The 26,052-nt window shown below is 72.2% G+C and carries 25 protein-coding genes and 1 riboswitch; of the genes, 11 read left to right on the forward strand and 14 right to left on the reverse strand.

From position 1 onward, the window contains the following. Window positions 1-28: 28 nt before the first annotated feature. The 6 genes from J0I43_RS13875 to J0I43_RS13900 all read right to left on the reverse strand — a co-directional run bounded on the left by J0I43_RS13875 (window position 29) and on the right by J0I43_RS13900 (window position 8,883). Window positions 29-1,000, reverse strand: a complete 972-nt coding sequence (locus tag J0I43_RS13875; protein ID WP_292865025.1) for an ABC transporter permease — start codon at window positions 998-1,000, stop codon at window positions 29-31. Between the two features lie 32 nt (window positions 1,001-1,032). Then, entirely contained in the window at window positions 1,033-2,667 is a 1,635-nt protein-coding gene (locus J0I43_RS13880) for an ABC transporter substrate-binding protein (protein ID WP_292865028.1), read from the reverse strand. 180 nt (window positions 2,668-2,847) lie between these two features. After that, a complete protein-coding gene (locus tag J0I43_RS13885; protein ID WP_292865030.1) occupies window positions 2,848-4,338 on the reverse strand; it encodes a protein adenylyltransferase SelO family protein in 1,491 nt (496 codons plus the stop codon). Continuing rightward, window positions 4,335-6,320 carry an FAD/NAD(P)-binding protein gene (locus J0I43_RS13890; protein WP_292865032.1) on the reverse strand — a complete coding sequence of 662 codons (1,986 nt, stop codon included), beginning with the start codon at window positions 6,318-6,320 and terminating at the stop codon, window positions 4,335-4,337. Before J0I43_RS13890 ends, J0I43_RS13885 begins: the two co-directional genes overlap by 4 nt. Continuing rightward, window positions 6,317-7,681 carry an NtaA/DmoA family FMN-dependent monooxygenase gene (locus tag J0I43_RS13895; protein ID WP_292865034.1) on the reverse strand — a complete coding sequence of 455 codons (1,365 nt, stop codon included), beginning with the start codon at window positions 7,679-7,681 and terminating at the stop codon, window positions 6,317-6,319. Before J0I43_RS13895 ends, J0I43_RS13890 begins: the two co-directional genes overlap by 4 nt. Further along, window positions 7,678-8,883, reverse strand: coding sequence for an LLM class flavin-dependent oxidoreductase (locus J0I43_RS13900; RefSeq protein WP_292865037.1), 1,206 nt, complete (start codon window positions 8,881-8,883; stop codon window positions 7,678-7,680). The genes J0I43_RS13895 and J0I43_RS13900 overlap by 4 nt, the downstream gene beginning before the upstream one ends. A gap of 130 nt (window positions 8,884-9,013) precedes the next feature. Between J0I43_RS13900 and J0I43_RS13905 the strand changes: the two genes are divergently transcribed. After that, entirely contained in the window at window positions 9,014-9,730 is a 717-nt protein-coding gene (locus J0I43_RS13905; RefSeq protein ID WP_292865040.1) for a GNAT family N-acetyltransferase, read from the forward strand. Window positions 9,731-9,742: 12 nt separating this feature from the next. Here the strand turns inward: J0I43_RS13905 and J0I43_RS13910 are convergent, their stop codons facing one another. The 5 genes from J0I43_RS13910 to J0I43_RS13930 all read right to left on the reverse strand — a co-directional run bounded on the left by J0I43_RS13910 (window position 9,743) and on the right by J0I43_RS13930 (window position 13,645). Beyond that, window positions 9,743-10,597: a sulfurtransferase gene (locus J0I43_RS13910; RefSeq protein ID WP_292865043.1), complete on the reverse strand. Its 855-nt coding sequence runs from the start codon at window positions 10,595-10,597 to the stop codon at window positions 9,743-9,745. A gap of 142 nt (window positions 10,598-10,739) precedes the next feature. After that, complete coding sequence (locus J0I43_RS13915; protein ID WP_292865046.1) at window positions 10,740-11,060, reverse strand: multidrug efflux SMR transporter; 321 nt, start codon at window positions 11,058-11,060, stop codon at window positions 10,740-10,742. Window positions 11,061-11,070: 10 nt separating this feature from the next. Then, window positions 11,071-11,139: riboswitch (guanidine-III (ykkC-III) riboswitch) on the reverse strand. Between the two features lie 52 nt (window positions 11,140-11,191). Continuing rightward, window positions 11,192-12,049: a CPBP family intramembrane glutamic endopeptidase gene (locus tag J0I43_RS13920; protein ID WP_292865049.1), complete on the reverse strand. Its 858-nt coding sequence runs from the start codon at window positions 12,047-12,049 to the stop codon at window positions 11,192-11,194. Then, complete coding sequence (gene trmB / locus J0I43_RS13925; protein ID WP_292865346.1) at window positions 12,046-12,711, reverse strand: tRNA (guanosine(46)-N7)-methyltransferase TrmB; 666 nt, start codon at window positions 12,709-12,711, stop codon at window positions 12,046-12,048. The genes J0I43_RS13920 and trmB overlap by 4 nt, the downstream gene beginning before the upstream one ends. Before the next feature lie 91 nt (window positions 12,712-12,802). Next, window positions 12,803-13,645, reverse strand: coding sequence for a DUF3097 family protein (locus tag J0I43_RS13930; RefSeq protein WP_292865052.1), 843 nt, complete (start codon window positions 13,643-13,645; stop codon window positions 12,803-12,805). Window positions 13,646-13,789: 144 nt separating this feature from the next. On the opposite strand from J0I43_RS13930, the gene J0I43_RS13935 reads away from it, so the two are divergent. The 4 genes from J0I43_RS13935 (at window position 13,790) to J0I43_RS13950 (ending at window position 18,001) form a co-directional block, all read left to right on the forward strand. After that, window positions 13,790-15,826, forward strand: coding sequence for a TPM domain-containing protein (locus tag J0I43_RS13935; RefSeq protein WP_292865055.1), 2,037 nt, complete (start codon window positions 13,790-13,792; stop codon window positions 15,824-15,826). A gap of 54 nt (window positions 15,827-15,880) precedes the next feature. Beyond that, window positions 15,881-16,615, forward strand: coding sequence for a PspA/IM30 family protein (locus J0I43_RS13940; RefSeq protein ID WP_292865058.1), 735 nt, complete (start codon window positions 15,881-15,883; stop codon window positions 16,613-16,615). A gap of 100 nt (window positions 16,616-16,715) precedes the next feature. Further along, window positions 16,716-17,555: an arginase family protein gene (locus J0I43_RS13945; RefSeq protein WP_292865060.1), complete on the forward strand. Its 840-nt coding sequence runs from the start codon at window positions 16,716-16,718 to the stop codon at window positions 17,553-17,555. Further along, the gene (locus J0I43_RS13950; protein ID WP_292865062.1) at window positions 17,552-18,001 is read left to right on the forward strand and encodes a Fe-S oxidoreductase; all 450 of its coding nucleotides are present in this window, start codon (window positions 17,552-17,554) and stop codon (window positions 17,999-18,001) included. Before J0I43_RS13945 ends, J0I43_RS13950 begins: the two co-directional genes overlap by 4 nt. Before the next feature lie 46 nt (window positions 18,002-18,047). Here J0I43_RS13950 and J0I43_RS13955 read toward each other — a convergent pair whose 3' ends face one another. From J0I43_RS13955 to J0I43_RS13965, 3 genes are read right to left on the reverse strand one after another with little or no spacing between them, the layout of a single operon-like run. Continuing rightward, window positions 18,048-18,572 (reverse strand): SIP domain-containing protein, encoded by a 525-nt coding sequence (locus J0I43_RS13955; RefSeq protein ID WP_292865065.1) that lies wholly within the window; start codon window positions 18,570-18,572, stop codon window positions 18,048-18,050. Window positions 18,573-18,612: 40 nt separating this feature from the next. Next, on the reverse strand, window positions 18,613-19,338 hold the full coding sequence (locus J0I43_RS13960; RefSeq protein ID WP_292865068.1) for a tyrosine-protein phosphatase: 726 nt from the start codon (window positions 19,336-19,338) through the stop codon (window positions 18,613-18,615). Then, window positions 19,335-19,817 (reverse strand): carboxymuconolactone decarboxylase family protein, encoded by a 483-nt coding sequence (locus J0I43_RS13965; protein WP_292865071.1) that lies wholly within the window; start codon window positions 19,815-19,817, stop codon window positions 19,335-19,337. Before J0I43_RS13965 ends, J0I43_RS13960 begins: the two co-directional genes overlap by 4 nt. Before the next feature lie 131 nt (window positions 19,818-19,948). On the opposite strand from J0I43_RS13965, the gene J0I43_RS13970 reads away from it, so the two are divergent. From J0I43_RS13970 to J0I43_RS13995, 6 genes are all read left to right on the forward strand, one after another. Next, on the forward strand, window positions 19,949-20,884 hold the full coding sequence (locus J0I43_RS13970) for an alpha/beta hydrolase (RefSeq protein WP_292865074.1): 936 nt from the start codon (window positions 19,949-19,951) through the stop codon (window positions 20,882-20,884). A 167-nt stretch (window positions 20,885-21,051) separates the two neighbouring features. After that, window positions 21,052-22,560: an ABC transporter substrate-binding protein gene (locus J0I43_RS13975; protein ID WP_292865077.1), complete on the forward strand. Its 1,509-nt coding sequence runs from the start codon at window positions 21,052-21,054 to the stop codon at window positions 22,558-22,560. A 12-nt stretch (window positions 22,561-22,572) separates the two neighbouring features. Then, window positions 22,573-23,523: an ABC transporter permease gene (locus J0I43_RS13980; protein WP_292865080.1), complete on the forward strand. Its 951-nt coding sequence runs from the start codon at window positions 22,573-22,575 to the stop codon at window positions 23,521-23,523. Then, entirely contained in the window at window positions 23,520-24,401 is an 882-nt protein-coding gene (locus tag J0I43_RS13985) for an ABC transporter permease (protein ID WP_292865083.1), read from the forward strand. The genes J0I43_RS13980 and J0I43_RS13985 overlap by 4 nt, the downstream gene beginning before the upstream one ends. Continuing rightward, window positions 24,398-25,207, forward strand: coding sequence for an ABC transporter ATP-binding protein (locus J0I43_RS13990; RefSeq protein ID WP_292865086.1), 810 nt, complete (start codon window positions 24,398-24,400; stop codon window positions 25,205-25,207). Before J0I43_RS13985 ends, J0I43_RS13990 begins: the two co-directional genes overlap by 4 nt. Beyond that, the gene (locus tag J0I43_RS13995) at window positions 25,162-26,001 is read left to right on the forward strand and encodes an ATP-binding cassette domain-containing protein (RefSeq protein ID WP_292865089.1); all 840 of its coding nucleotides are present in this window, start codon (window positions 25,162-25,164) and stop codon (window positions 25,999-26,001) included. Before J0I43_RS13990 ends, J0I43_RS13995 begins: the two co-directional genes overlap by 46 nt. Window positions 26,002-26,052: the final 51 nt, after the last annotated feature.

Below are 26,052 nucleotides of genomic sequence, written 5' to 3' on the forward strand. Positions count from 1 at the left end.
AGAGCTCCTTGGGAGACGGGCATCGTGCTCATGCGGCGGCGAACGCGCTGCGGGCGAGGGTGATGCGACGGTCGACGAGCGGGTAGACGAGGTCGACGAGGAGGTTCGCGACGACGAACACGAAAGCCGCGAAGACGACCACGGCCTGGACGACCGGCACGTCGCGGTTGTTGACGGCCGTGACGACGAGCCGACCTATGCCGAGTCGGGAATACACCGTCTCGGTGACGACGGCGCCCGAGAGCAGCCCGCCGACCAGCACCCCGAGCATCGTGAGCGTGGGGATGGCGGCGTTCCGGAACGCGTGCCCGAGCTGGACGCGCGCCTCGCTCGCGCCCTTTGCGCGGACGACGTCCACATAGGGCTGGGCGAGCGTCGCGCGGAGGCTCCGCGCGAGGAGCTGCGCCACGAATGCGCCCGACGGGATCGCGAGCGTGACGGCCGGAAGGATGAGGCTGACGAAGCCCGCATCTCCGACCGAGGGGAAGATCCGCAACCGGAACGAGAACGCCTGGAGGAGGAGGAGCCCGATCCAGAAGACGGGGATCGACACCCCGATCGGCGGGAGGGAGAAGAGCAGATTCCGCAGCCACGTCGGACGGGCCAGGGAGGCGCCGAGCGCGAGCCCGACGCCGATGAGGACGGAGAGGGCGAGCGCGAGCGAGGTGAGCGCGAGCGTCGGCGGAAGCGCCTCGAGCAGGAGCGCTGTGGCGGGGCGTCCGGTCTGCGTCGAGACGCCGAGGTCGCCCGTGAGCGCACGGCCGAGCGCCGCGAGGTACTGCTCCCAGAGGGGGCGGTCGAGCCCGAGCTCACCGCGCAGCTTCTCGACGAGGGCGGGGTCGACCGCATCCTGATCACCGCCGCCCGCGAAGAGCGTCGCGGCATCCCCCGGCAGAAGGTAGAGGATGAGGAACGAGATCGTGTATGCCGCCCACAGCACGAGCAGTCCTTGGCCTGCTCGCCGGCCCACATAGCGCAGCCACACGGTCTCGCTCCTCATCCTCGTCACACCTCAGTCGCGGACGCCGCGACTCACTCCGAGATCCAGGCGTCGTAGAAGTCGAGGCGGCTGGATGCCTCGAACTTCAGGTCCACCACCTTCTTCGCCGCCGTGATCGTGGTCGACAGCTGGTAGATCGGGATGGAGTAGGCGTCGCTGATCAGGAGCTTCGCCGCCTCGTCGACGACCTTCTGCCGCTCGGCGCGGTCGGTGATCGACGCCTGCGAAGCGAGCAGCTCGTCGATCGGATCGATCGCCGTCCGCTTCGTCACGTTGTTGGTCCCCTGGGACGAGAAGACGGTGCGCAGGACGTCCGGGTCGGCGCGCGTCAGGTTGCCGTAGCTGAAGTCGTAGTCCCCGGCCGCCTGCGCCGCCTGGACATCGGCGATCGCCGCGAACTTCAACTGCAGGTCGACGCCGATCTGGCGCAGCTGCTGCTGCACGAGCTCCAGCACCTCCTTCGGGGCCTGCCAGTACGTCACGAGGAAGCTCAGCTTCTCGCCGTCCTTCTCGCGGATCCCGTCGGAGCCGACCGTCCAGCCGGCGCCGTCGAGGAGCTTCTTCGAGGCAGCGGGGTCGTAGACGAGGTCGTCGCTGAGGTCGGTGAAGTACGGCGTCGAGGACGACAGCGGCGAGACGGCGGGGGTGTCGTCGGGGCCGAGGAGCGACGACGTGATCTGCTCGCGGTCGATGCCCTTCTGGATCGCCTGGCGGACGGCCTTGTCGGCGAGCTTCGGCGTCGACTGGTTGGCGTACAGGTTGTACACGACGCCCGGGTTCGCGCGGTTCAGCGCCCAGAAGCCGTCGGTCTGGAAGAGCGGCGCGTCGGTCGCGGCGATCCCGGTCGTCGCGTCGATCTGCCCGGACTGGAGGCTGCCGGTGCGGTTGCCGGACTCCGGGATCACGACGTACGTGATCGTGTCGAGGTAGGCGTCGCCCGTGTGCGCCGCGGTGGGCGGAGCCCAGTCGTACCCCGTCCGGCGCTCGAGCACGGCGCCCTGGTTCGGGGTGTAGCTCTGGACCGAGAAGGGACCGGATCCGACGTACTTGCCGAGGCAGCGGTCGGGCTGGCTCACGGCCGCCGTGGCGGGCGAGAGGAGACCGAGGGTGAACGTCGATGTCGCCTGCAGGAACTGCGCGCTCGGCGCGGAGAAGTCGATCGTGACCGTCTGCGGGTCGACGACCTCGATGCTCTTCAGGCCCGCGAGATACGACGAGCCGAGCGTCGACTTCGCCCCGAGCGCCTGGATCGCCTCGAAGTTCGTCTTTACGGATGCCGCGTCGATCGGCTCGCCGTCGGCGTAGGTGGCACCGGTGCGGAGGGTGAAGGTGAAGCTCGTCGCATCGTCGTTGACGGTCCACGAGTCGGCGAGCCACGGGAGGATCTCGCCGCTCTCCGGGTCCTGCGTGGTGAGCGAGGCGACCGTCTGGCGGGCGATCGCGATCGCGTCGTTGTTGCCGACCTGCTGCGGGTCGATGCACTGGCTGTCGACGGAGATCGCGAAGGTGAGGTTGCCGCCGGGGACGGCGCTCGGCGCCGCCGTGGTGGGCGCGGCGGCGGGAGTGCCGCCGGCACAGGCGGTGAGAACGACCGTGAGCGCTCCCGCGGCGGCGATCAGCGCCGCGGCTCGGGCTCGCAGCGGGGTGCGGTGCGGGGTATGGGACATGGACGACTCCGAGAGGGGGTGAGGGACAGGCGCAGGGGTCGGGGACCCGAGATCGCTGCTCCCAGGGTGTCCGCACCGCCCGATCGGCGCTGGCGGCGTCGTCATGCGGCTCAATGTGTCGTCATGCGGCGAGGTCCGGCGTCATCCGGCGTCATCTGGCCGGGCACGCGATCGCCCCGGTCACGTCCCGCAGAATGTGCGGTGCGGCGGATGCCCCGCCGGCGCCGGCCACGCGTAGCGCCGGTATTCCGCACCCGCTCGCCGCGTGAACGGGTCGCGGACGAGAGCGAGCAGCCGGTCGAACGGGACGAGGTCGCCGCCGACCGCCGCATCCAGCGCTTCGTCCACGAGGTGGTTCCGCGGGATGTAGATCGGGTTCGCGCGACGCAGGGCCGCTCCCGACGGCGCGTGGGAGCGCCAGCGCACGAGCCACGCGTCGAGATCGGGCACCTCGCCGAGGAACCGCGCCCGGACGGCGCGCTCCTCGCCCTCCGCGGCGGCGGCGAGATCGCGCCAGAAGCCGGTGTAGTCGACGCGGTGCCTTTCGATGAGTTCGAAGGCGGCCTCGGCGACCTCGTCGATCTCACGCGCGGGGACGCGATCGTCGAGACCCAGCTGCGCGCGGAACCCGATGCGCCGATGTGCGCGGTAGCGGGCGTCGAACGTCGCGACGATCTCGGCCGCGGTCGCCTCGCCCGCGCTGGGCGATGACGCGAGCAGCGGCGCGAGCGCCTCGCCGAGGCGGGCGAGGTTCCACGCCATGATCGCCGGCTGCCGGTCATGGGCGTAGCGGCCATGCTGATCGAGCGTGCTGAAGACGACCTGCGGGTCGTACTCGTCGACGAACGCGCACGGCCCGTAGTCGATCGTCTCCGCCGAGACGAGCACATTGTCGGTGCTGAGCACGCCGTGGACGAAACCTCGGCGCATCCAGAGCGCGGTCACGGATGCGACGGCATCCACGACGGCTTCCAGGAGGGCGCGGTAAGGCTCCGCCGCGCTCCGCGCCGAGCTGTAGTGGCGATCGATGACGTGATCGGCGAGGCGCCGGAGGAGACCGGGGTCGGGATGGTGGTGGGCGTACTCGAAGGAGCCGAACCGAGCGTGACTCGCCGCGGTCCTCGCGAGGACCGCGCCCGGCAGGATGTCGTCCTCACCCACGCGCGGCACACGCGGCGCGCCCGTCGCGATGACGGCGAGCGCGCGGGTCGTCGGCACGCCGAGCGCGTGCATCGCCGCGCTCACGAGGAACTCCCGCAGCATGGGCCCGACCGTCGCGAAACCGTCGACGCGTGACATCGGGGTCGGTCCGATGCCCTTGAGATGGATGTCGCGCAGGCGCCCGCGCGCGTCGCGCGCCTCACCGAGGAGCGCCGCACGCCCGTCGCCGAGGATGGGGCGGTACGAGCCCCACTGATGACCCGCGTACACCTGTGCGACGGCGCGCGCGGCGTAGGCCCCCGCGAAGAACTCGCCGCCGTCGGACGACGCGACGCGTGCCACGTCGAACCCGAGGTCGCGAAGGAGTGGTTCGTCCGCGGCGAGGAGCCGCGGCGCGCGCGGCGAGACGAGACGGACGGGCACCGACAGCTCGGGCAGGGCCTGCGCCCAGGCAGCGGCGAGGCCGACCGTCCCCGCGGGACGGGCTTCGCTGACCGCCGCGTCGCTCACGGGCCCGCGAGGACGGCGGCGTCCACGGCGGGCGCAGCGGCGGACGCCTCCGCGTCGACGCCCGCCGCCCCGAGGAGGGCGTCGATCATCGCCCCGGCGACACGGTCGTTCTGACGGAAGGGCAGCGCGTCGCTGCGTGGACGTGTGAAGGCCCCGCCCTCCGCGAGCGACGTGAAGGGGCCGAGCGCGAAGAGGGTGTCGTGCAGCGTTCCTCCGGCGCGCGCCACGCGTCCGTCGTCGGCAACGACGACACGGCCGAGCGATCCGGCGAACTCCGCGTCGGCGACGCGCAGCTCGCTGCCGTGGATCGCGACGAGATCTCTCAGCGCAGCGTCGTCGCTCCGGGAGGCGACGCTCGCCGGCAGCCAGGCGTCGACGAGGATCCCGGCGCGTACGGAGCCCGGACGGCGGGGGCTCGTGGCGACGAACCCGGCGTCGATGCCCTCGCGGTCCGCCGGCTCGATCGCGACCGACACCTCGGGCCCGAGGAAGCGCAGCGCACCGGCATCCGCGAGCGCGAGGAGCTCTTCGAGCCGATGCGCGGGCGGACCGCTGGCGACGTAGCTGAAGAACGTCTGCCAGCGTTCCGGCAGCGTGACGGCGCGCGAGCGCGCGTTCCAGCGTGCGGCGGGGATCTCGCTCAGGGCGAGGAACGACAGCAGGGTCGCGAAGAAGAGGCCCTGGGCGGCACTGTGCTCCGGCGACGTCCGCAGCTGAAGATCGCGGCGGATGTGCGCGACGACCGCGTCGTGCGCATCGTCGGCGCTGTCGAAGCGAGCAGCGCGCGCACCGTCCTCCGGAGCGCCGAACGGGCGGTCGAGGTCTCCGATGTCGAGCCGGTCGAGCGGGTCGGGAACGAGTGCCGCGATCGCCGTCTGCAGGCCCGGATCGTCCCAGGCGTGGCGTGACAGCGTGCGGCGCGCGTCGTCCCACGTCCCTCTCACCCGATCCGGATGCCCCGTGAAGAGCTCCCGATAGTGACCGTGGAGCAGCTCCGATGCGATGAGCGGCCAGACGTCGCGGTCGAAGTCGAGGGGCGGAGCATCGGATGCCGAGAGCGCGGCGATCACGTCGGGCGTGAGGACGTCGCGCTGCGGCGCATCGCCGTGGAGACGCGAGGACACCTTGGAGCGATACGGGACGCCGCGGCGCGACCCCAGATGAAGGCGGGGTTCGCGGCCCGATGCGACATATCGCAGACGGCCGTCGACGCGTTCGAACAGCCCTCCGCGGCCCTGCGTGAGAAGGACCACGAGGTCGACGGCGGCGAGCCCCATGCCGCGGACGATCACGTCGGCCCCGGGTGGGATGCCCTCGAGGTCGAGATCCGCCGTGAAGGCCGGCGGTACGTAGTGGAGTCCCGCCGTGCGCGCGCGCTCGACGAGGTCGGCGACCGAGGCGTCCGGCGCCGACCCGTGGTGGCCGACCGCGTACACGACGGCGTCGGCATCGAGGACGGCGCCCGACGCCAGCTGCACCCGCCAGCCGTCGCGCTCCCGGCGGACGGCGGTCGCGGCATCCTGTCGCGCCCTGATGACGACTCCGCTCGGCGCGGACGCGCGCACGCGGCGCGCGAACCAGGCGAGGTAGGAGCTCTGGAGCCTGCGGGTGGGGAAATCGGAGCCGGCGAGCCGCGTCGCCTCGGCGCGCACGAGCTCGTCGTCGATCTCCACGTCGGGGAGCTCACCGCGGCGCCACGCCTCGACCCACTCGATCAGCGACGGTCCGGGGACGATCGGGCCGTCGATGCGGCACGTGTCGTCGGTGAAGACGGTGACGTCCTGCGCCATCGAGTTGAGCTTCAGCAGCGCGGACTGCGCGCGACGCCAGATACGGCCGGCGCCGAAGGGATGCGGGTCGACGACGTCGACCTCGACGGCGAGGCCGCTGGGGGCGAGTCCGTCGGAAGCCCGGGCGACGATCCGCTCGAGGAGCATCGCCGCGCGCGGGCCTCCGCCGATGACGACGAGGCGAGCGTTCATCTCGCCGCGACGGCCGCGTCGACCGCCCGCACGGCCGGCAGCCCCAGCAGGTCGCGGAGCGTCGCGCCCTCTTCGTACGCCTCGCGGTACGAGCCGCGCTCCTGCAGGAGCGGAACGACACGATCGGCGAACTCGTCGAGGCCATGCGGAGACAGGTGCCCGACGATCGTGAACCCGTCGGTGGCGCGCCCCTGCACGTAGCGGTCGATCTCCGCCGCGATGTGCTCCGGCGTGCCGACGAACGTGTGCTTCGCCGTCAGCCGGATGACGACCTCGCGGATGCTGAGGTTCTCCGCCGCGCTGAGCTCGCGAAGACCGGCGATCCGCTTGCGGACGGCCGCGTGGCGATTCGCCCAGCCGTGGTCGGACTCGGCACCGGTCTCCGGCTCGACCTGCGGCAGGGGGCCGTCGGGGTCGTAGCCGCTCAGGTCGCGCCCCCACACCTGCTCGATGTAGGTCAGGGCCGTCTCGGGCCGCACCTGCTGGAGCGCGATCTCGCGAGAGCGCTCCTGCGCCTCCGCCGCCGAGTCGCCGATCACGAACGTCGCCGCGGGAAGGATCTTCAGGGACTCCTCGTCGCGGCCGTCCGCCGCCAGGCGACCCTTCACGTCGTCGTAGAACGCGCGCGCGTCGTCGAACTCGGTGTGGAGCGAGAAGATGACCTCGGCGTGCGCCGCCCCGAAATCGCGCCCATCGGCGGAATCGCCCGCCTGGACGATCACGGGGCGTCCCTGCGGCGAACGCGGCACGTCGAACAGGGCGTCGACGTCGAACTGGGCGCCGGTGTGCCGCACCCGCGCGGGAGCGCCCGGCCGGAGGAATCGCCCCGTCTCGGCATCCGCCACGATGTCCCCGGGCGCCCAGGAGTCCCAGAGCTCCTTCGCGAGCTCCGCGAACTCGGCGGCACGGGTGTACCGGTCGGCGTGGTCGAGGAAGCCGCCGCGGCGGAAGTTCGCGCCGTGGAAGGCGTCGGAGCTCGTCACGGCGTTCCACCCCGCCCGCCCCGCGGACAGCCAGTCGAGGGTCGCGAGCTCGCGAGCGAGTTCGTACGGCTCGTTGAACGTCGTGTTGAGCGTGCCGACGAGCCCCACGTGGTCGGTGACGGCGGCAAGCGCCGCGAGGATCGAGAGCGTGTTCGGGCGGCCGACGACGTCGCGCCCGTGGATGCGGCCGCGATGCTCGCGCAGCCGCAGACCTTCTGCGAGGAAGACGTAGTCGAACAGACCCTTCTCGGCGGTGCGCCCGAAGTACTCGAACGAGGAGAAGTCGATCTGGCTGCCGGAGTGCGCGTCGTTCCACACCGTCGTGTTGTTCACGCCGGGGAAGTGGGCGGCGAGATGGATCTGACGGGGACGGGTCATGACGAGACCTTCTCTCGGAGTGGGCGGGATGCCGGACGCTCGAGCCCCAGACGCCCGCGCAACGACACCCGGTCGTCGCGGCGCAGGCCCCCGAAGGAGTCGAGGAGCGGGAGGACGCGTTCGGCGATCGCGACGACGTCGCGCGGCTGACGGGCCGGGCGGAGGCGGACGCCGTCGACACCGGATGCCGCGAGGGCGCGGATCTCGTCGACGACGTGCAGCGGCGTGCCGACGACGTAGCGCGCGTCCGACGTGAACGGCGCCCCGGCGAGGTCGTCGAGGCGCGCGGCCGCATCCCGTGCCGCGGAGGCCGTCTCCTCGACGAGCACGACGAGGTCGGCGAACACCCGCAGCCGCTCGTGACGTCGGTGCACGTGCGCCACGGCCTGATCGAGCTCGGCGAGGATGCCGGTGGCCGAGCCCTCGTCGTGCGGTGTGACGAAGACGACGTCGGCGCTCTCGGCGGCCAGGAGATACGGCACGCGCTGGTGAGCGAGGACCGCGATGAGCGGCTGGCCCTGCGGCGAGCGCGGCACGATCGAGGCCCCCTCGACCGCGAAGAACTCCCCCTCGAACCGCGCGGGGTGCACGCGATCGGGGTCGAGGAACAGGCCCCGCGCCTCGTCGCGGACGATCGCCTCGTCCTCCCACGAGTCCCACAGCCGGCGGAGCACCTCGGCGACCTCGCCCGTCTCACGGAACGCCGCGAGGAACTCGGGAGCGTCCTCGACGCGGAGCGAGGCGGGGAGGCCATCCGGGCCGGATGCGCGGCGGCCGAAGTTCGCCCGCTCGGCCGGCGACGACCCGGCGACGAGCCGCACCCCCGCCCGTCCGCGACTCGCGAAGTCGAGGGTCTGGATGCCGGTCGCGACGTGGAAAGGCTCGGTGTGGGCCGTCGTCACGGTGGGGATGAGCCCGATGCGCTGCGTCGACGGCGCCGCGTACGCGGCGATCAGAACGGCGTCGAGCCGGCCGCGCACGCGTCCCGCGGCGGGCTCGTCGGCCGATTCGAAGCGATCGGTGAAGCTCAGCGCGTCTTCGATCGTGGCGAGCACGATGCCGGCGCGATCGGCGGTCTCGAGGAGTGCCCGCCAATACGCGGGACTCTGCAGGTCGAGCGGCGTCGCGGAAGGATCACGCCAGGCGGCGGGATGCCAGCCGGCGCGGTCGAGGGCGACGGCGAGGTGTACAGGGGCTGTCATGTCGGCCACTGTGATCCACCACCGACGGGCGCCCAAACCGGGACGACATGCGACGACCCACCGTGACACGCAGCGTCATCTTCCGCGGATCGCTCTCGTCAGGCCGTCCGCGGGGGCAGAAACTGGACGGATGACCCAGGTGTCCCCTGCACCCGCACACATCCCTGTACCCGAAACCGCGCTCGACAACGCCCCGTGGTCCGCCCTCACCGGACCCCACGCCCGCTTCGCGATCGGCGGCGACCTCGCGCGGCGCTACCCGGAGGATGTCGCGCCCTTCGTCGCCGTCCGGTCGTGGGACCACCCCGACGTGTGGGACGCGCTCCGCGAGATCCTCGACCCCGGCGAGGTGTTCGGCGTGTCGGGCTACGAGGGCGACGTCCCCCACGGCTGGACGCTCGTCGGCGGGGGTGACGGGGTGCAGCTCGTCGAGACCGCGGCGCTCGACCCGCGGCCCGACCCCGAAGCCGTCCTGCTCGGCCGCGACGACGTCTCGGAGATGCTGGCCATCGTCGAGCGCAACCAGCCCGGGCCGTTCCGTCCCCGCACCTACGAGCTGGGACGCTACATCGGCATCCGTCACGAGGGTCGGCTCATCGCGATGGCGGGCGAGCGGCTCCACCCCGAAGGCTGGACGGAGATCAGCGCCGTCTCGGTCGACGAGGATCACCGGCGCCGCGGGCTCGCGTCGCGCCTGGTCCTCGACGTCGCCTTCCACATCCAGGCGCGCGGCGACCGCGCCCTGCTGCACGCGGCGGCGACCAACACGGGCGCGATCGCGGCGTACGAGCGGCTCGGGTTCGCCCTGCGCCGCCGGACGCGATTCAGTTCGATCGCCGCGCCGTGACGACGCCCGGTCTCACCAGCCCCTGAAGACGTCTCCCGGGGTCGGCCCGACCGCGACCGGGCGGCGGCGATCACGCGACCATTGGGTCCATGCACCCGGGTAGATGGCCGGGGGGATGCCGGCGCTCGCGAGGGCGAGCGCCGAGTGGGCCGAGGCGATCCCCGTGCCGCAGTACAGGACGATGTCGGCGGTCGGATCGACGTCCAGCTCGCGCAGGACGGCGCGGATCTCGTCGGGTGACCGCAGGCCCCCGCGCGAATCGATGTAGGCCGTCGTCGGCAGGTTGATCGCGCCGGGGATGTGGCCGGCGGCCGGATCGATCCCCGCGACGGTCCCGCGGTAGTGCCCGGGCGCGCGGACGTCGAGGAGCACGCCGGTCAGCGGTGCGCGAGCGACGTCGTCGATCGTGGCGATGCGCGGGCCGGCGCCGGTGAAGGTCACCGAGCCGCGCGTCGCGAGGTGGTCGCCCGAGCCGACGGGAAGCCCGCCCGCGACCCACGCCCTTATCCCCCCGTCGAGGACGCGGATGTCGATGCCGCGCTCGCGCAGCAGCCACCACGCCCGGGCGGCCGCGACCGAGTCGTTGTCGTCGTACGCGACGACGAGGTCGCCGTCATCCAGCCCCCAGCGCCGGGCCGCCTCCAGGAGGTCCGCGTCGCGGGGCAGCGGGTACCGCCCCTCTTCGGGATGCCCGGGGCTTGCGAGCTCGCGCTCGAGATCGACGTAGACGGCACCGGGCACGTGGGCGGCGAGGTACGACGGCCGCCCCTCGGGCACGTCGAGCCGCCAACGCACGTCGAGCAGCCGCACGGGTCGGTCACCGGCGAGCGCCGCTCGCACGTCGGCGAGATCGATGAGATGCGGCATCGTCCCAGCGTCGCGCCGACGGCGCGAGCGCGGAAACGATGACGAAACCAACCGCAACAGGGCGAAAGACGGCGACGCATAACGTCATCCGCGCGCCGCGGATGCCGCACGCCTCGACCGCACGTCCCGAGCGGCGGGCGCGTCAGTGCTCGCCGACGAGCTTCAGCCCGACGACGCACCCGACGAGGCCGAGGATGAGGAGCATCTTCACGACCGAGAATCCCTCGTCGCCCGTGATCATGGCGTACGCGACGGTGAGGGAGGCGCCGATCCCGACCCAGACGGCGTACGCCGTGCCCGTCGAGATGTCGCGCATGGCCCACGCGAGTCCGCCCATGCTGAGGACGAGCGCGACGCCGAAGACGACGGTCGGCCAGAGCTTCGTGAAGCCCGCCGACTTTCCGAGCGCGGTCGCCCAGACGGCTTCGAGGCATCCGGAGACGATGAGAACGATCCACGACATGACGTGACCTTCCGGTCAGTCTTGTCGCTCACCGGGTACTGAACCCTCGTCCGGGGATCCGGTCGGGATCCGGAATTGAGCCTAGCGGAGCGACCTGTGCAGTGCCCGGGCACGGGCCGCGGGCGCACCGCTCACGGCGAGACGAGGAACAGGCCGTCCAGCAACCCCGGGTTGTGGGCGTGCACGAGCACGGCGAACACGACGGCGTCGAACAGCAGATGCACCGTCACGACGTACGCGAGCGATCGGGTCTTCAGGAAGATGACCGCCTGCAGGAGTGCGAACGGGATCGTCAGCAGGGGTCCCCACGCGCGATATCCCAGCTCCCACAGGAACGAGACGAACACGATCGCCTGGAGGACGTTCGCCGTGGCATCCGCGAGGTGGCGACGCAGCGCCGCGAACACGGTGCAGATGAAGAACAGCTCGTCCCAGATTCCGACCGCTCCGACGCCGACGAACAGACGCGCGATGAGACCGGGCTCGTCGACGACCGGCCAGTTGAGGTAGACGCCGGAGGTGATGAAGTAGAACGGCAGGATCAGCCAGCCGAGCACCAGCACCGCGGCCAGCCACCCCCACTGCCACGGTCGCCACCGCCCGCCGCCCCGCCAGGGGAAGGCGATCGCCCGGTCGCGGTATACCCAGCGCGACAGCGCGTACGGCACGGCGACCGCGCCGCCCAGGACGAGCGTGAAGCGCACCATCGACGCGTCGTCGAGCTTCGCCTCGAGCGACATCGTGCTGACGATCGTGAGGCCCGCGGCGATGAGGGAGAGGTCGCGCGTCAGCGAGGGGCTGGATGCCAGGGCGCGCGCCCGTTCGAGCGCCGCGGCGAGCCCCACGCCCGCCACGATCAGCACCCAGCCGAGCCACGGCTGGAGCAGGACGAAGAACGCCGGAGCGGCGAGCGCGACGAGGAGCGCCGGAAGGAGCGCCGCGCCGACGACCGGCCGACCCGCGGCGAGCTGACCGGCGGGGGTTCTCACCCGCGCGGCTCCCGGCGGTAGACGAGGTCGCAGATCTCGCGCCCCTTCTGCAGGCCCTTGCGCTCGAACGCCGTCATGACGCGCCCGTCGAAGCGGGGCGCCCAGTCGCCGTCGAACGCGGGGGCGAAGTCCGCGGCAGCCGCCATCACGTCGCGCATCTGGAGGGCGTAGTCCTCCCAGTCGGTCGCGAGGCGGAGCACGCCGCCGTCGCGCAGAGCGCGCGCCGCGAGCGGCGGGAAGGCGGGGGCGACGAGACGGCGCTTGTTGTGCTTGGCCTTGTGCCACGGGTCGGGAAAGAAGATCCAGAGCTCATCGACGGAGCCCGCGGGCAGCAGGTGCTCGAGGACCTCGGGCGCGTTCGCCTCGACGAGGCGCAGGTTCGCGACGCCGTCCCGATCAGCGTCGAGCATCGTGCGGGCGAGCCCCGCCCGGAAGACCTCGACGGCGAGGAAGTCGCGCTCCGGGGCGGCGGTCGCCGCGTGCACGATCGCGTGCCCCTGGCCCGATCCGATCTCGACGACGAGCGGCGCGCGCCGCCCGAACACGGTCGCCGGGTCGATCGACGTGCCCGGGCGCACGCTCGTGGCCGCGGCATCCCGCTCGACGTCGATGACGTAGTGCGGCGCGAGGTCCTGCCAGGCGCGCTCCTGGGCGTCGCTCATCCGGCCGCTGCGGCGGACGAACGAGACGGGTTTGTCACGGAAGCGCGGAGCGGGGTCGGTCACTCCCCCAGGCTATCGGTGGCCGCTCGCGTCACGCCGTGACGAAGTCGATGAGCTCCTCGACACGGCCGAGGAGCGCTGGGTCGAGGTCGCGGTAGGTCTTCACCGACGCCAGGATGCGCTGCCACGTGCGGGCGAGATCGGCCTGGTCGCGCGCGGGCCAGCCGAGCGCGCGGCTGACGCCGACCTTCCACTCGATGCCGCGCGGCACGTCGGGCCAGGCGCGGATGCCGAGGGAGGACGGCCTGACGCACTGCCAGACGTCGATGTGCGGATGCCCGACGATCCGCACGTGCGCGCCGTGCGGGCCGCGCCGGACGGCGTCGGCGATGCGCGACTCCTTCGAGCCCGGCACGAGGTGGTCGACGAGCACCCCGTAGCGGCGCCCCGGACCGGGGGGCTCGTTCTGCAGGGTCTCGTCCAGCAGATCGACGCCCTGGAGGTATTCGACGACGACGCCTTCGGCGCGCAGATCGTCACCCCACACCTTCTCGACGAGTTCGGCGTCGTGGCGCCCTTCCACGAGGATGCGGCTCGCGCGGGCGACGCGGGCGCGGCGGTCCTCCGCGGCGAACGACCCCGACGCGGTGCGGGCGCGCGCCGCCGGGGCGGCGACGGGGACGACGAGCTCGACGGGTGCGCCGTCGATGAGGAAGCCTCCGCCCAGGGGGAACAGACGCCGCCGTCCGAGGCGATCCTCGAGCTCGACGGTGCCGGACTGCACGCGCGTGACCGCGCCGCAGAACCCGTCGCCGGCGACTTCGACGACGAGATCGGCCGCCGCCTCGATGCGCCGGGTGGTCGGCCGCCCGCGATCGCGCCACCCGGATGCCAGGACGTCGCCGCCGTACCGATCGAATCCGTTGTCGTGCATGATCCCCTCCGAACAGGTCACGCTACCGGCAGGCTCGCCCGCCGGCATTCATCCCCGCCGCCTGTTGCCACATGCGCGCCGCGGAATAGGATCGGAAGGGGGGCGGGAACGACCACTCCCGCGAAGGAGGGAATGCGCTTGCGCATGCGTCTGGCTCTTGCTCTCACGACCGCGGCCGCCCTCGTGCTCGGCGGGTCCGTGGCGCTGTTCGGCGCCGCCGCGCCCGCGAGCGCGACCGATCCCGTGACCCTCGCCGGGTCGCGCGTGCTCGACGTGTCGGACGTCCTGAGCGACGCGCAGGAGGGCGAGCTCGACACGTCGCTGCGCTCGCTGTCGTCCACGTCGGGGGTCGATCTGTGGGTCACGTACGTGCCGACCTTCACGAACCCTTCCGCGTCGGACGCCTGGGCGAACGACACCGCGCAGCGCAACGGGCTCGGGCCCAATCAGTACCTCCTCGCCGTCTCGACGGACGGCCGCCAGTTCTATCTGTCCGGCGACTCGTCCGGCCCGGTGAGCGAGGACCAGCTCGGCGCGATCGAGCAGCAGCGCATCCAGCCCGCCCTCGCGAGCGGCGACTGGGCGGGGGCGGCCACAGCGGCGCGCGACGGTCTCGCCGACGCCGTCTCGGGCGGCTCCGGCGGCACGGGATCGGCTGGAGGCTCGGGCGTCTGGGGAGTGCTCCTCGTCCTCGTGCTGCTCGCCGTCGCGGCGCTCGTGGTCGTCATCGTGGTGCGCTCGCGCCGGAAGACCCGCACCGCGGTCCCGGCCGGCGGCGGAGGCGGCCCGGGCGGTGCCGCCGATGCGGACCCTCTTGCGGGGGTGTCCACGGAAGAGCTCGGGCGGCGCGCGGCATCCGCGCTCGTCGCGACCGACGACGCGATCAAGACGAGCGAGCAGGAGCTCGGTTTCGCGCGCGCGCAGTTCGGCGACGCGGCCGCGGTCGAGTTCGAGACGGCCCTCGCCCACGCGAAGGAAGACCTCGACAAGGCGTTCGCCCTCAAGCAGCAGCTCGACGACAGGACGCCCGACGCCGAGGCCGACACCCGGGCGTGGAACGCGCAGATCATCGACCTCTGCACCCACGCGAACGGCGAGCTCGACGAGAAGGCGAGGGCCTTCGACGACCTGCGCCGGCTCGAGCAGAACGCGCCCGAGGCGCTCGCGCGTACGCGAGCGGAGCACGACGCGGTCGCCGCACGCCAGGGTGCCGCGGCGGCATCCCTCTCCGCGTTGCAGCGCTCGTACGCGCCGGAGGCCCTCGCGACCGTCGTCGACGACCCCGCGCAGGCCGCCGAGCGCCTGCAGTTCGCCGATGAGCACCTGGCCGCCGCGGAGCGCGAGATCGCCGCGGGCGACGGCGCGTCCGCCGCGGTCGAGATCCGCTCGGCCGAAGCCGCCGTCGCGCAGGCCGACCAGCTGCAGAAGGCGATCGACAAGCTCGGCGCAGACCTCGCCCGCGGCGAGACCGACGCCGCGGCGCTCACCGCCGACATCGAGCAGGATCTCGCCGCCGCCGCCGCGCTGCCCGACCCCGACGGGCGACTCGCGCCCGTCATCGCCGCGACGCGCCAGCAGGTGGATGCCGCGAAGGCGCTCCTCTCCGGCGACGCCAAGCGACCGCTGGTCGCCCTCGACTCCCTGACGCAGGCCAACGCGCAGATCGACGCGCTCGTCTCCGGCGCGCGGGACGCTCAGGCACAGGCACAGCGCCAGGGGGCGCAGCTGAACCTCCTGCTCAATCAGGCGCAGGGCCAGGTCTCGGCTGCGGAGGACTACATCACGTCGCGCCGCGGCGCGATCGGCGCCCCGGCGCGCACCCGGCTCGCCGAGGCCGGTGCCTCGCTCGTGCAGGCGCGTCAGCTGCAGCAGACCGACCCCGCCCAGGCGCTGCCCTACGCGCAGCGCGCGAATGACCTCGCCGCGCAGGCGATCCAGCTGGCCCAGAACGACGTCGGTGCGTTCTCCGGCAGCTCCGGAGGCGGGGGCGGCGGCAACATGATGGGCGCCGTGCTCGGCGGCATCCTCATCAATTCGCTGCTGAACGGCGGCGGGGGCGGCCGCAGCGGCGGCGGCTTCGGCGGCGGACGCTCCGGCGGCGGGCGATCCGGCGGCGGCATGAGCCCGGGCAGCTTCGGCGGCGGCGGCACGCGATCGCGCCGCGGAGGGGGCCGATTCTGACCGCTGCATCCCCACCCTCGACACGACACAGATCACGCTAGGAAAGGAAACCCGATGGTAAAGCAGTCCATCTTCGGTCGCATCTCGACGCTGGTGAAGGCGAACATCAACGCGATGCTCGACTCCGCAGAAGACCCGCAGAAGATGCTCGACCAGCTCGTTCGCGACTACACCAACAACATCGCCGACGCCGAGTCGGCGATCGCCGAGACGATCGGCAACCTGCGCCTCCTCGAGCGGGATCACGAGGAAGACGTCCGGGCCGCCACGGAGTGGGGCAACAAGGCCCTCGCCGCGAGCCGCAAGGCCGACGAGCTGCGCGGCGCCGGCAACACGGCGGATGCCGACAAGTTCGACAACCTCGCCAAGATCGCCCTGCAGCGGCAGATCAGCTCGGAGAACGAAGCCCGTCAGGCCGAGCCGACGATCACCTCGCAGACCGAGGTCGTCGACAAGCTCAAGGACGGCCTCAACGGCATGAAGCAGAAGCTCGTCGAGCTGAAGGCGAAGTCGTCGGAGCTCATGGCGCGCCAGAAGACCGCCGAGGCGCAGAACAAGGTTCACGACGCCGTCAAGTCGATCGACGTCATGGACCCGACGAGCGAGCTCGGCCGCTTCGAGGACAAGGTGCGCCGCCAGGAGGCGCTCGCCGCGGGCAAGGCGGAGATCGCGGCATCCAGCCTCGACGCCCAGTTCAACTCGCTCGAAGACGTCGGTGAGCTCACCGAGGTCGAGGCGCGGCTCGCCGCGCTGAAGTCCGGCGCACCGGCGCCCGCGATCGAGCAGTGATCCGTCGTCGCGGAACCTCTCGCGTACACGTGATCGCGTCGCGACGCGTGACACACGGGAGGTTCCGCGACGCTCTTCGCGGCTCGGGAAGGTGGACACCATGACGCGTTTCGTCGTCGTGCCGCAGTGGCAGGGCTCCCCCGCCGCACGCGCGATGCATCTCGTCGACGGTGCGGAGGCGATCGCGGGTGACCTGCCGCGGGCATCGACCGTGCGCTTGGAGGTGCCGGCGTCGGCCGGCGAGGCCCTCGACACCGGCATCCGGCGTTTCAGTGCGCTCTCCCGCACGGCGACGGCGCTCCGCGACGCCCTGGACGCCCACGACCCCCAGAACGGCGAGAGCGCGGGCGCCGATCCCGTGCTCGTGATCGGCGGCGACTGCGGGGTCGCGGTCGCCGCGATCGCGCACGCGGCCAGCCGCAACGAGGCCCTCGCGGTGGTCTGGTTCGACGCCCACGGCGACCTGAACACCCCGGATGCCTCGCCCTCGGGCGCGTTCGCCGGCATGGCCCTGCGCGCCGTCATCGACGCGATGCCTTTCGAGGGAAGCGGCGCCGTGCCCGCGAGCCGCGTGATCCTCGCCGGGGCCCGCGAGCTCGACGACGCCGAACGCGACGTCGTGGCGGACTCCGGCATCACGCATCTCGACGTCGACGCGCTGAGGGATCCCGCCGCACTCGTCGAGGCCGTCGCCGCCACCGGTGCGACAGCGGTCTACGTGCACGTCGACCTGGATGTGCTCGATCCCGCCGTGATCGGCGGCGTCGCGCTGCCCGTGCCGTTCGGTCTCAGCCTCGAGCACCTCCTCGCCGCTCTCGGCGCCCTCCGTGCCCGCGTGCCGCTCGTCGGGGCGTCGATCGCCGGCTTCGCGCCTGCGTCGCCCGCGGCGGCGATCGACGATCTCGGCACGATCCTGCGTGTCGTCGGAGCGCTCGCGTGATCCCACGGCCTCCCGCCGGATGGCGCGTCCGCGCCGAACGCGCCGTCACCCGCGGAGAGCGTCTCGACGCGTTCATCCCGACCGTGCTGCTCGACTCGCCGATCAGCCGCGTCGGCTACTGGTGGGGGACGACCGTCGGATTCGTCTGGGGCGGACTGTGGTCGCGTGGCCGGATCGAACGCCGCGCGGGCCTCTGGGTCTTCCGCGGCCTGCCGAACTGGGCGTTCGGGCGTGGTGGCGTCTGCGTCGGCGGCTGCTACCTCACCGGGTCGGCGCCCGTGACGGATGCCGTCCTCGCACACGAGGCGGTGCACGCGCGCCAGTGGCGCCGGTACGGATTCCTCATGCCGCTGCTGTACCTCGTCGCGGGGCGCGATCCGTTGCGCAATCGGTTCGAGATCCTCGCGGGCCTCGAAGACGGCAACTACGTCCCGCGCGGCAGCTGAGCGGGCTCAGCGCCCGGCACCGGTCCCGGCGTATCGACCGGAGCGTTCAGTGCGCGGCGGCGAGACCGAAGCGTGCCGGCGTGGCGATGGATGCCGCGTCGATCCCGAGCGCATCCGTCAGGTGGTCGAAGATGTCGGCCGTCCCGAGGAAGCCGCCCAACAGGTGGATGCACGTGCCCCCGGCGCAGGTCGCCGTGCGCGCAGGGCGCTCCTCGGCATCCCCCGCGGCGACGTCGTCGCACAGCATCTCGTCCGACCAGGCGACGACCGCGCGCGCGAGCGCCTGACCGGGCGCGCATGCGCGGCCCGTGCCCGGGGCGCCGCTGCGCTGCGAGCGATCGAGCCACGTCACGATCATGCGGGCGGGAACCCGCAGATCGAAGATCCACGAGGCATCGGGCACCTCGACGAACACGCGTCCCGTCGAGCAGATCGGAAGCGTCGCGACGAGCGTCTCGAGCTCGATGAGCGACGTCTCGTCCGCCGTGATGAGCTGCTGCACACGCGCGTGCCGCGACGCCTTGCAGGCGGCGGCGTCGTGCGTGCCGTGGTGCGCGATCAGGGTGCTCATCTCACCCCCCACTATACGCCTCGTTTAGGCGAGCCTTACCTCACGTTGCGATGAGGATGCCGCGCAACGCGGCGAGCTCGCCCGCGTCCAGCCCGTGCGCGCTCAGGTAGCCGGCGACGGATCCGTGACGCTCCTCGATCTCGGCGAGGAGCGCGCGCATCACCTCCGCGGGAGCCCGCGTGGCCAGTTCGTCGACGTTCCGCGCCGCCGGGTGCGCACGTCGCAGGTAGGTGAGCACCCGTGCGTTGCGCTCGGGCGGCAGACTCGATTCGGTCGCCGCATAGTCGGCGACGACGGCATCCACCTCGACACCCGCCGCCGTCAGCAGGAGTGCGACGACGACGCCGGTCCGGTCCTTGCCGACCGTGCAGTGCACGAGCGCGGGCTGCGCGGCCAGGATCGCGCGCACGGCCTCGACCACGCGGTCCCCCGACTCGTCGATGAGGCTCCGGTACAGCTCGCCGAGCGTCACGTCGCGCTCGAAGAAGGAGGCCACCGAGCCGAGGAAGAGGGGCACGCGGACGATCTCGACGTCGAGCCCCTCGACGAGGCTCGGCTCCCACGCGACCTCGTCGTCGTCCCGGAGGTCGACGATGCGCCGCACGCCGAGCGCGCCCAGCGCGGTGCGCCCCGCCGCCGTGACGTGCGCGAGGTTGGCGGACCGGTAGAGCACCCCCGCGCGCGTGATGCCAGTGCCCGCGGGCAGACCGCCCGTGTCGCGGAAGTTGAAGACCCCGTCGACGGGCTCGACCCGGCGCGCCGTCATTGCCCGGAGTCCGCGCCGCGCCGCGGCGGCACGGGATACTTGCCCGCGATGGTGATGCGGTTGAACGCGTTGATCGAGACGAGGAGCCAGCTGAGTGCGACGTACTCCTCTTCACTGAGGATGCCGCCGACGCGGTCGTAGACCTCGTCCCGGATCCCCTCCTCGTGGATGAAGACATAGCTCTCCGCGAGTTCGAGCGCCGCACGTTCGCGCGCCGTGAAGACGCCGGACTCACGCCAGGCTGGAAGCTGCGCGATCTCGTCGGCGCCGAGGCCCGCCGCGACGGCGCGGTCGACGTGCACGCGCACACAGTAGGCGCAGCCGTTCAATTGCGACGCATGGATGAGCGTGAGCTCGCGGAGCCGGTCGTCGATGCCCGCCGCGGCGGCGACGTCGCCGACCGTGCGGGAGAACGCCTCGAGCGCGTCGTAGGCGGGGCGCGCCGAGCGGGAGAGGTGGACACGGCGTTCGGCGGTCATGCGCACCAGCCTATTCCCCGGTCTCCGCCCGCAGGCGCCCGGCGAGCATCGCGAGGGGTCGCGACACGCGCCGACGTCGCCGTGCGACAGCGCGTGTCGCGACCTCTCGCCGATGGGGCGACAATGGCGGGATGGACGAGTTCGACTTCCTCCCCGCGCAGGCCGCCGAGCTCGGTGTCGCCGCTCCCCCGGTGCGCCGCCTGGACCACGCACTACCCGACGGACGCACGATCAGCGCCCTGCAGTACGGCGACGCCGCGACGGGCGCCTTCCCCGACCCCGTCGTCACGTTCCTGCACGGCGCGGGCCTCAACGCGCACACGTGGGACACGACGGTCCTCGCCCTGGGCCTGCCCGCCCTCGCCCTCGACCTTCCCGGGCACGGCGACTCATCGTGGCGGGAGGATGCCGCCTACACCGGACGCACGCTCGCCGCCGATGTCGCGCCGGCCATCGCCGCCTGGACCCGCGGGCCCCAGGTGCTCGTCGGGCAGTCACTCGGGGGACTCACGGCGGCAGCCGTCGCGAGCACGCACCCCGGGCTCGTCCGCGAGCTCGTCGTCGTCGACATCACCCCCGGCATCGATCCGAACGGGGATGCCGCACAGATCGGCGCGTTCTTCGCGGGGCCCACCGACTGGGCGAGCCGCGATGAGCTCGTCGACCGCGCCCTCGCATTCGGCCTCGGCGGCACCCGCGAAGCGGCGACGCGCGGCGTCTTCCTCAATTCGCGCGTGCGCCCGGACGGACGGGTGGAGTGGAAGCACCACTTCGCTCACCTCGCGAACGCCCTCGCGGGAGACCCGGCCGCAGCCGCCGGCGCCGCGGCGCAGCAGTCCGCGATCCGGGGCGCCCTCACGGCATTCGGCTGGGACGACCTCGCCGACGTCACCGCCCCGATCACGCTCGTGCGGGGCGAACGCGGCTTCGTGACGCCGGCGGATGCCGCCGAGTTCCGCCGGCGTGTCCCGGCGGCCACGCTCGTCGACGCGCCGAGCGGGCACAACGTGCAGGAGGAGGCGCCCGTTCTCCTCGCGGCCCTCATCGGCGACATCGCCCGCAGCTGAAGCGACGCCCGGAGCGCCCGGAACGCCCGGGACGGCGTTCATGACGGCGGATGACCGGCGCGGGGCCTCGCACACGCCGGCCAGAGCCTAGGCTGTAACGCGCACCGAGTCCACGGACGCGCCACACAGCACCCGAACGCGCGCGCCCCTGCGAAAGGAACCCCCACATGCTCCGCCGCACCACCGTCGCTGCAGCCGCCCTCCTCGCGGCCGGCGCGCTGCTGCTCAGCGCCTGCACCGGCAGCTCCGCACCGTCCCCGAGCGGCTCCACCGCCGCGGCGGACCCCGACGCGTCCGTCGCGGTCCGGCTCGTCCTCGAACCGAGCAACCTCGACATCCGCGAGACGGCGGGCGCCGCGCTCGACCAGATCCTGATCGACAACGTGTACCAGGGCCTCGTCTCGCGCACGCCCGACCAGGAGATCGTCGACACGCTCGCCTCGAGCCACGAGGTCTCCGCCGACGGCCTGACCTACACCTTCACGCTGCGCGAGGGGGTCACCTTCCACGACGGACAGGAGCTCACTCCGCAGGACGTCGTCTGGTCGCTGCAGCAGGTCAAGGACACCGCGACCTACCGCGACTCCGATCGACTGAAGAACGTCTCGTCGATCGCGGCGAACGGGCAGGACATCGTCCTGACGCTCTCCGCGCCCGACTCGACCCTCCTGTGGAACCTCACCGGCCGCGCAGGGCTCGTCTTCAAGGAGGGCGACACGATCGACCGCAAGACGAAGGCCAACGGGACGGGCCCGTACGCCCTGACCGACTGGAAGCAGGGCGACTCGATCACGCTGAAGCGCAACGACGCCTACTGGGGCGACAAGGCGAAGGTCGCCGAGGTCGTGCTCGACTTCATCCCCGACACCCAGGCCGCCCTCTCCGGCGCCCTCGCCGGTGAGCTCGACGTCGTGACCGGGTTCGACGCGACCCTGAAGGACCAGATCGAGGCGAACGGGGCCTTCTCGCTCGTGCTCGGCCAGTCGACCGACAAGGGCACGCTCGCGATGAACTCGACGAAGGGTCCCCTCGCGGACGAGCGCGTGCGCAAGGCCATCCGCCAGGCGATCGACAAGAAGTCGATCGTCGAGGCCCTCGGCGCGGGTCAGACCCTGTACGGCCCGATCCCCGAACTCGACCCCGGCTACGAGGACCTCGAGTCGACGGCGCCGTTCGACCCGGATGCCGCGAAGAAGCTGCTCGCGGAGGCCGGGGCCGAGGACATCACCCTGACCCTCACGATCCCCTCCTTCTACGGAACGACCGTTTCGCAGATCCTCGTGTCGAACCTCGACGACGTCGGCATCACGCTGAAGGTCGACGCCGTCGAGTTCTCGGCCTGGCTCAACGATGTCTACATCAACAAGAACTACGACCTGAGCTTCGTGCTGCACACCGAGGCGCACGACTTCGAGAACTGGGCGAACCCGGACTACTACTTCACCTACGACAACCCCGAGGTGCAGGCGCTCTACGCGAAGTCGGTCGCCGCGACCGACCCCGATCAGGCCGCCGACTTCCTCAAGCAGGCCGCGAGGATCGTCGCCGAGGACCAGGCCGCCGACTGGCTCTACAACGGGGCATCCGTCGTCGCCGTCGCGCCGACCGTCACGGGATTCCCGACGGTGAACACGAACGAGCGGATGAACCTCGCCGACCTCGCCAAGAGCCGGTAACGAGACCGCCGGGTGCTCCGCTACGCACTGACGAGGCTGGCCCTGCTGCTGCTGGGCCTCGTCGTCGCCAGTGCGCTGATCTTCCTGACGCTGCGGGTTCTTCCCGGCGATGTCGCACAGCTCATCGCCGGGATGAACTCCACACCGGAGCAGATCGCCGGCATCCGGGAACGCCTCGGGCTCGACGCGCCGCTGCTCACGCAGTACTTCACCTGGATCGGCGGAGTCCTCCGCGGCGAGCTCGGGGCCTCGCTCGTCACGGGAGCGCCCGTCGCCTCCGAACTCGTCGAGAAGGCGCAGGTGACGATCCCGCTCGGGCTCATGGCGATGACGGTCGCGCTCGTCATCGCGCTGCCCTTCGGCGTCCTGTCGGCGCTCCGCCGCGGCCGCGCCGACGGCACGGCGCTGAGCGTCGGCGCGCAGACGCTCGCCGCCGTGCCGGTCGTCTGGGCCGGCATGATGCTCGTGCTCGTGTTCGCCGTGTGGCTCGGATGGCTGCCGGCGCAGGGGTTCCCCCGGGGCGGGTGGGACGATCCCGCGCTCGCCTTCCGCTCGCTGCTGCTCCCCGCGATCACGATCGGCGTCATCGAAGGCGCGATGCTCATGCGGTTCGTGCGCTCGGCGACACTGCAGGCGACGGGTCAGGACTTCGTCCGCACGGCGGCGGCGAAGGGGCTCACCCGCACGCAGGCGCTGCTGAGGCACGGCCTGCCGAACGTCGGGCTTTCGATCATCACGGTCCTGGGGCTGCAGGTGGCGGGCATCATCGTCGGCGCCGTCATCATCGAACAGCTGTTCAGCCTGCCCGGCATCGGCCGCATGCTCGTCGCCGACGTCGGGCAGCGCGACCTCCCCAAGGTGCAGGGAGAGCTCCTCGTCCTCACCGGATTCGTCCTCGTCGTCGGCTTCGTCGTCGACCTCGTCCACCGGGTCATCGACCCGCGGCAGCGGGAGGCCGAATGAGATCCCGGTTCGCGTGGCTCCGCCGCCTGTGGTCCCTCTCGACGGGCCGGTTCGGCATCGTCGTCGTCCTCGTCATCGGCCTCACCGCCCTCCTCGCCCGCTTCTGGACGCCCTTCGACCCGCAGAAGGTGGATGTCGCGAATCGGTGGGACGCCCCCGGCATCCCGCATCTGCTCGGCACCGACGGCTCGGGGCGCGACATCCTGAGCCTCCTCATGGCGGGCGCCCGGACGACCGTCTGGGTCGCGCTCGGCGCCGGGCTCGTCGCGACCCTCCTCGGTCTCCTGCTCGCCGCCCTCGGCGCTCTGACGACCCGCTGGGTGCGCGAGTCGGTCGCGGTGTTCGTCGACATCCTGATCGCGTTCCCCGTGCTCCTCATTGCGATGATGCTCTCGTCGGTGTGGGGCGGCTCGCTGTGGGTCGTGATCGTCTCGGTCGGGATCGGGTTCGGGGTCAACATCGCCCGCGTCACCCGACCGGAGCTGCGCCGTGTGCTGCACAGCGACTTCGTGACGGCCGGGCGGGCGTCGGGCCTCACCCCGTTCCAGAACCTCTGGCGGCACCTCCTGCCGAACGTCGCGCCGGTGTTCATCGTGCAGCTGTCGTGGGGAATGGCGGTCGCCGTCCTCGCCGAGGCCGGGCTCAGCTACCTGGGCTTCGGCGCTCCGCCCACGGAGCCCAGCTGGGGACTGCTCCTGAAAGACCTGCAGACCTACATCTCCGTGCATCCGCTGTCCGTCGTCTGGCCGGGGCTCGCGATCACCGTCACGGTGCTCGGGCTGAACCTCCTCGGCGACGGGCTGCGCGAAGCGACCGACCCCACCCTGTCGCGACGCCGCTCCCGCGCCGCGGCCCCTCAGCCGGCGGTGATCGCATGAGCCTCGACGTCCGGGACCTCGTCGTCGAGATCGACGGCCGCCGCGTCGTCGACGGCGTCTCGTTCGCGGTGCCCGACGGCGCGCGCGTCGGCCTCATCGGCGAATCGGGCTCGGGCAAGTCGCTGACGGCGCTCGCGATCCTCGGGCTCCTGCCGGACGGCGCGACGGCCTCCGGCAGCGTCCGGTGGGACGGGCGGGAGCTCATCGGCCTGCCCGACCGGGAGCTCGCGCGATTGCGCGGCGACGAGATCGGGATCGTCTTCCAGGAGCCGCGCACGGCGCTCAATCCCATCCGGACCGTCGGCCGCCAGATCGCCGAGTCGGCACGCATCCACGAGGGCCTCGGGCGACGGGCCGCGGCCGCCCGCGCCCTCGCCGAGGCCGAGCGTGTGCACCTCCCCGACCCGGCGCGGATCGTGCGCCGCTACCCGCACCAGCTCTCCGGCGGGCAGCGGCAGCGCGTCGCGATCGCGATGGCGCTCGCCTGCCGGCCACGGCTGCTCATCGCGGATGAGCCGACGACCGCGCTCGACGTGACGATCCAGGCCGAGGTCCTCGCCCTCCTCGGCGACCTGACGCGTCAAGGCGGGATGTCACTCGTCTTCATCACGCACGACCTCGCCGTCCTGTCGCAGATCGCGACGGACGCCGTCGTCCTCGACGAGGGACGCGTCGTGGAGCACGGTCCGCTCACGCGGCTCCTCACCGCACCGGCATCCCCGATCACGCAGGCTCTCCTGCGCGACGCGACGGCGACCGTATGGCGCCCGGCGGGCGGTCCGGGGATCGTGGAGGGGGCCTCGTGACGACGCTTCTGCAGGGCCGCGAGCTCGGCCGCACCTTCCGTCAGCGCGGCACACGCCTGTTCGAACGGTCCGGGGCGACCGTCGCCCTCGACGATGCCGACATCGACATCCGCGAGGGCTCGGCCGTCGGGATCATCGGCGAGTCCGGCTCGGGCAAGTCGACGCTCGTCCGGATCCTCCTGGGGCTGGATGCCCCGACGTCCGGCACCGTCGCCTTCGACGGCCGCGCGGTCGATGCGCGCGCGTCCGCCCGCTCGCTGCACTGGCTGCGCCGCGAGACGGGCATCGTGTTCCAGGATCCGTACGCGTCGCTCGATCCGCGGATGAGCGTCGGACGCATCGTGGGCGAGCCGCTCTGGGCCCTCGGCATCGACATCGACCGTCGCGCGCGCGTGCGCGAGGTGCTGGTGGACGTCGGACTCGACGCCGACATGGCGGCGCGCTACCCCCACGAGTTCTCCGGCGGGCAGCGGCAGCGCATCGCACTCGCCCGCGCGATCGTGCACCGCCCGCGCCTCCTCGTGGGCGACGAGCCGCTGTCGGCGCTCGACGTCACGGTGCGCGCGCAGATCCTCGAGCTGCTGCGCGACCTGCGCGCGAGCCAGAACCTCACGCTCGTGATGGTCTCGCACGACATCGGCGTCGTGCAGAACCTCTGCGACGAGGTCATCGTGATGAAGGACGGACGCATCGTCGAGGAGGGGCCGACCGAGAAGGTGCTGCTGCAGCCGCAGGTCGCGTACACCCGCCGGCTGCTGGCATCCATCCCCGTCATCGACCCGAATCGCGGCTGACGCGGCCTTCGGCCGGCCCGACTCCGGTTCGACTTCGGTTCGACCGGCATT

Origin of the sequence: Microbacterium sp. (assembly GCF_017305435.1) — a bacterium.
Lineage (GTDB): Bacteria > Actinomycetota > Actinomycetes > Actinomycetales > Microbacteriaceae > Microbacterium.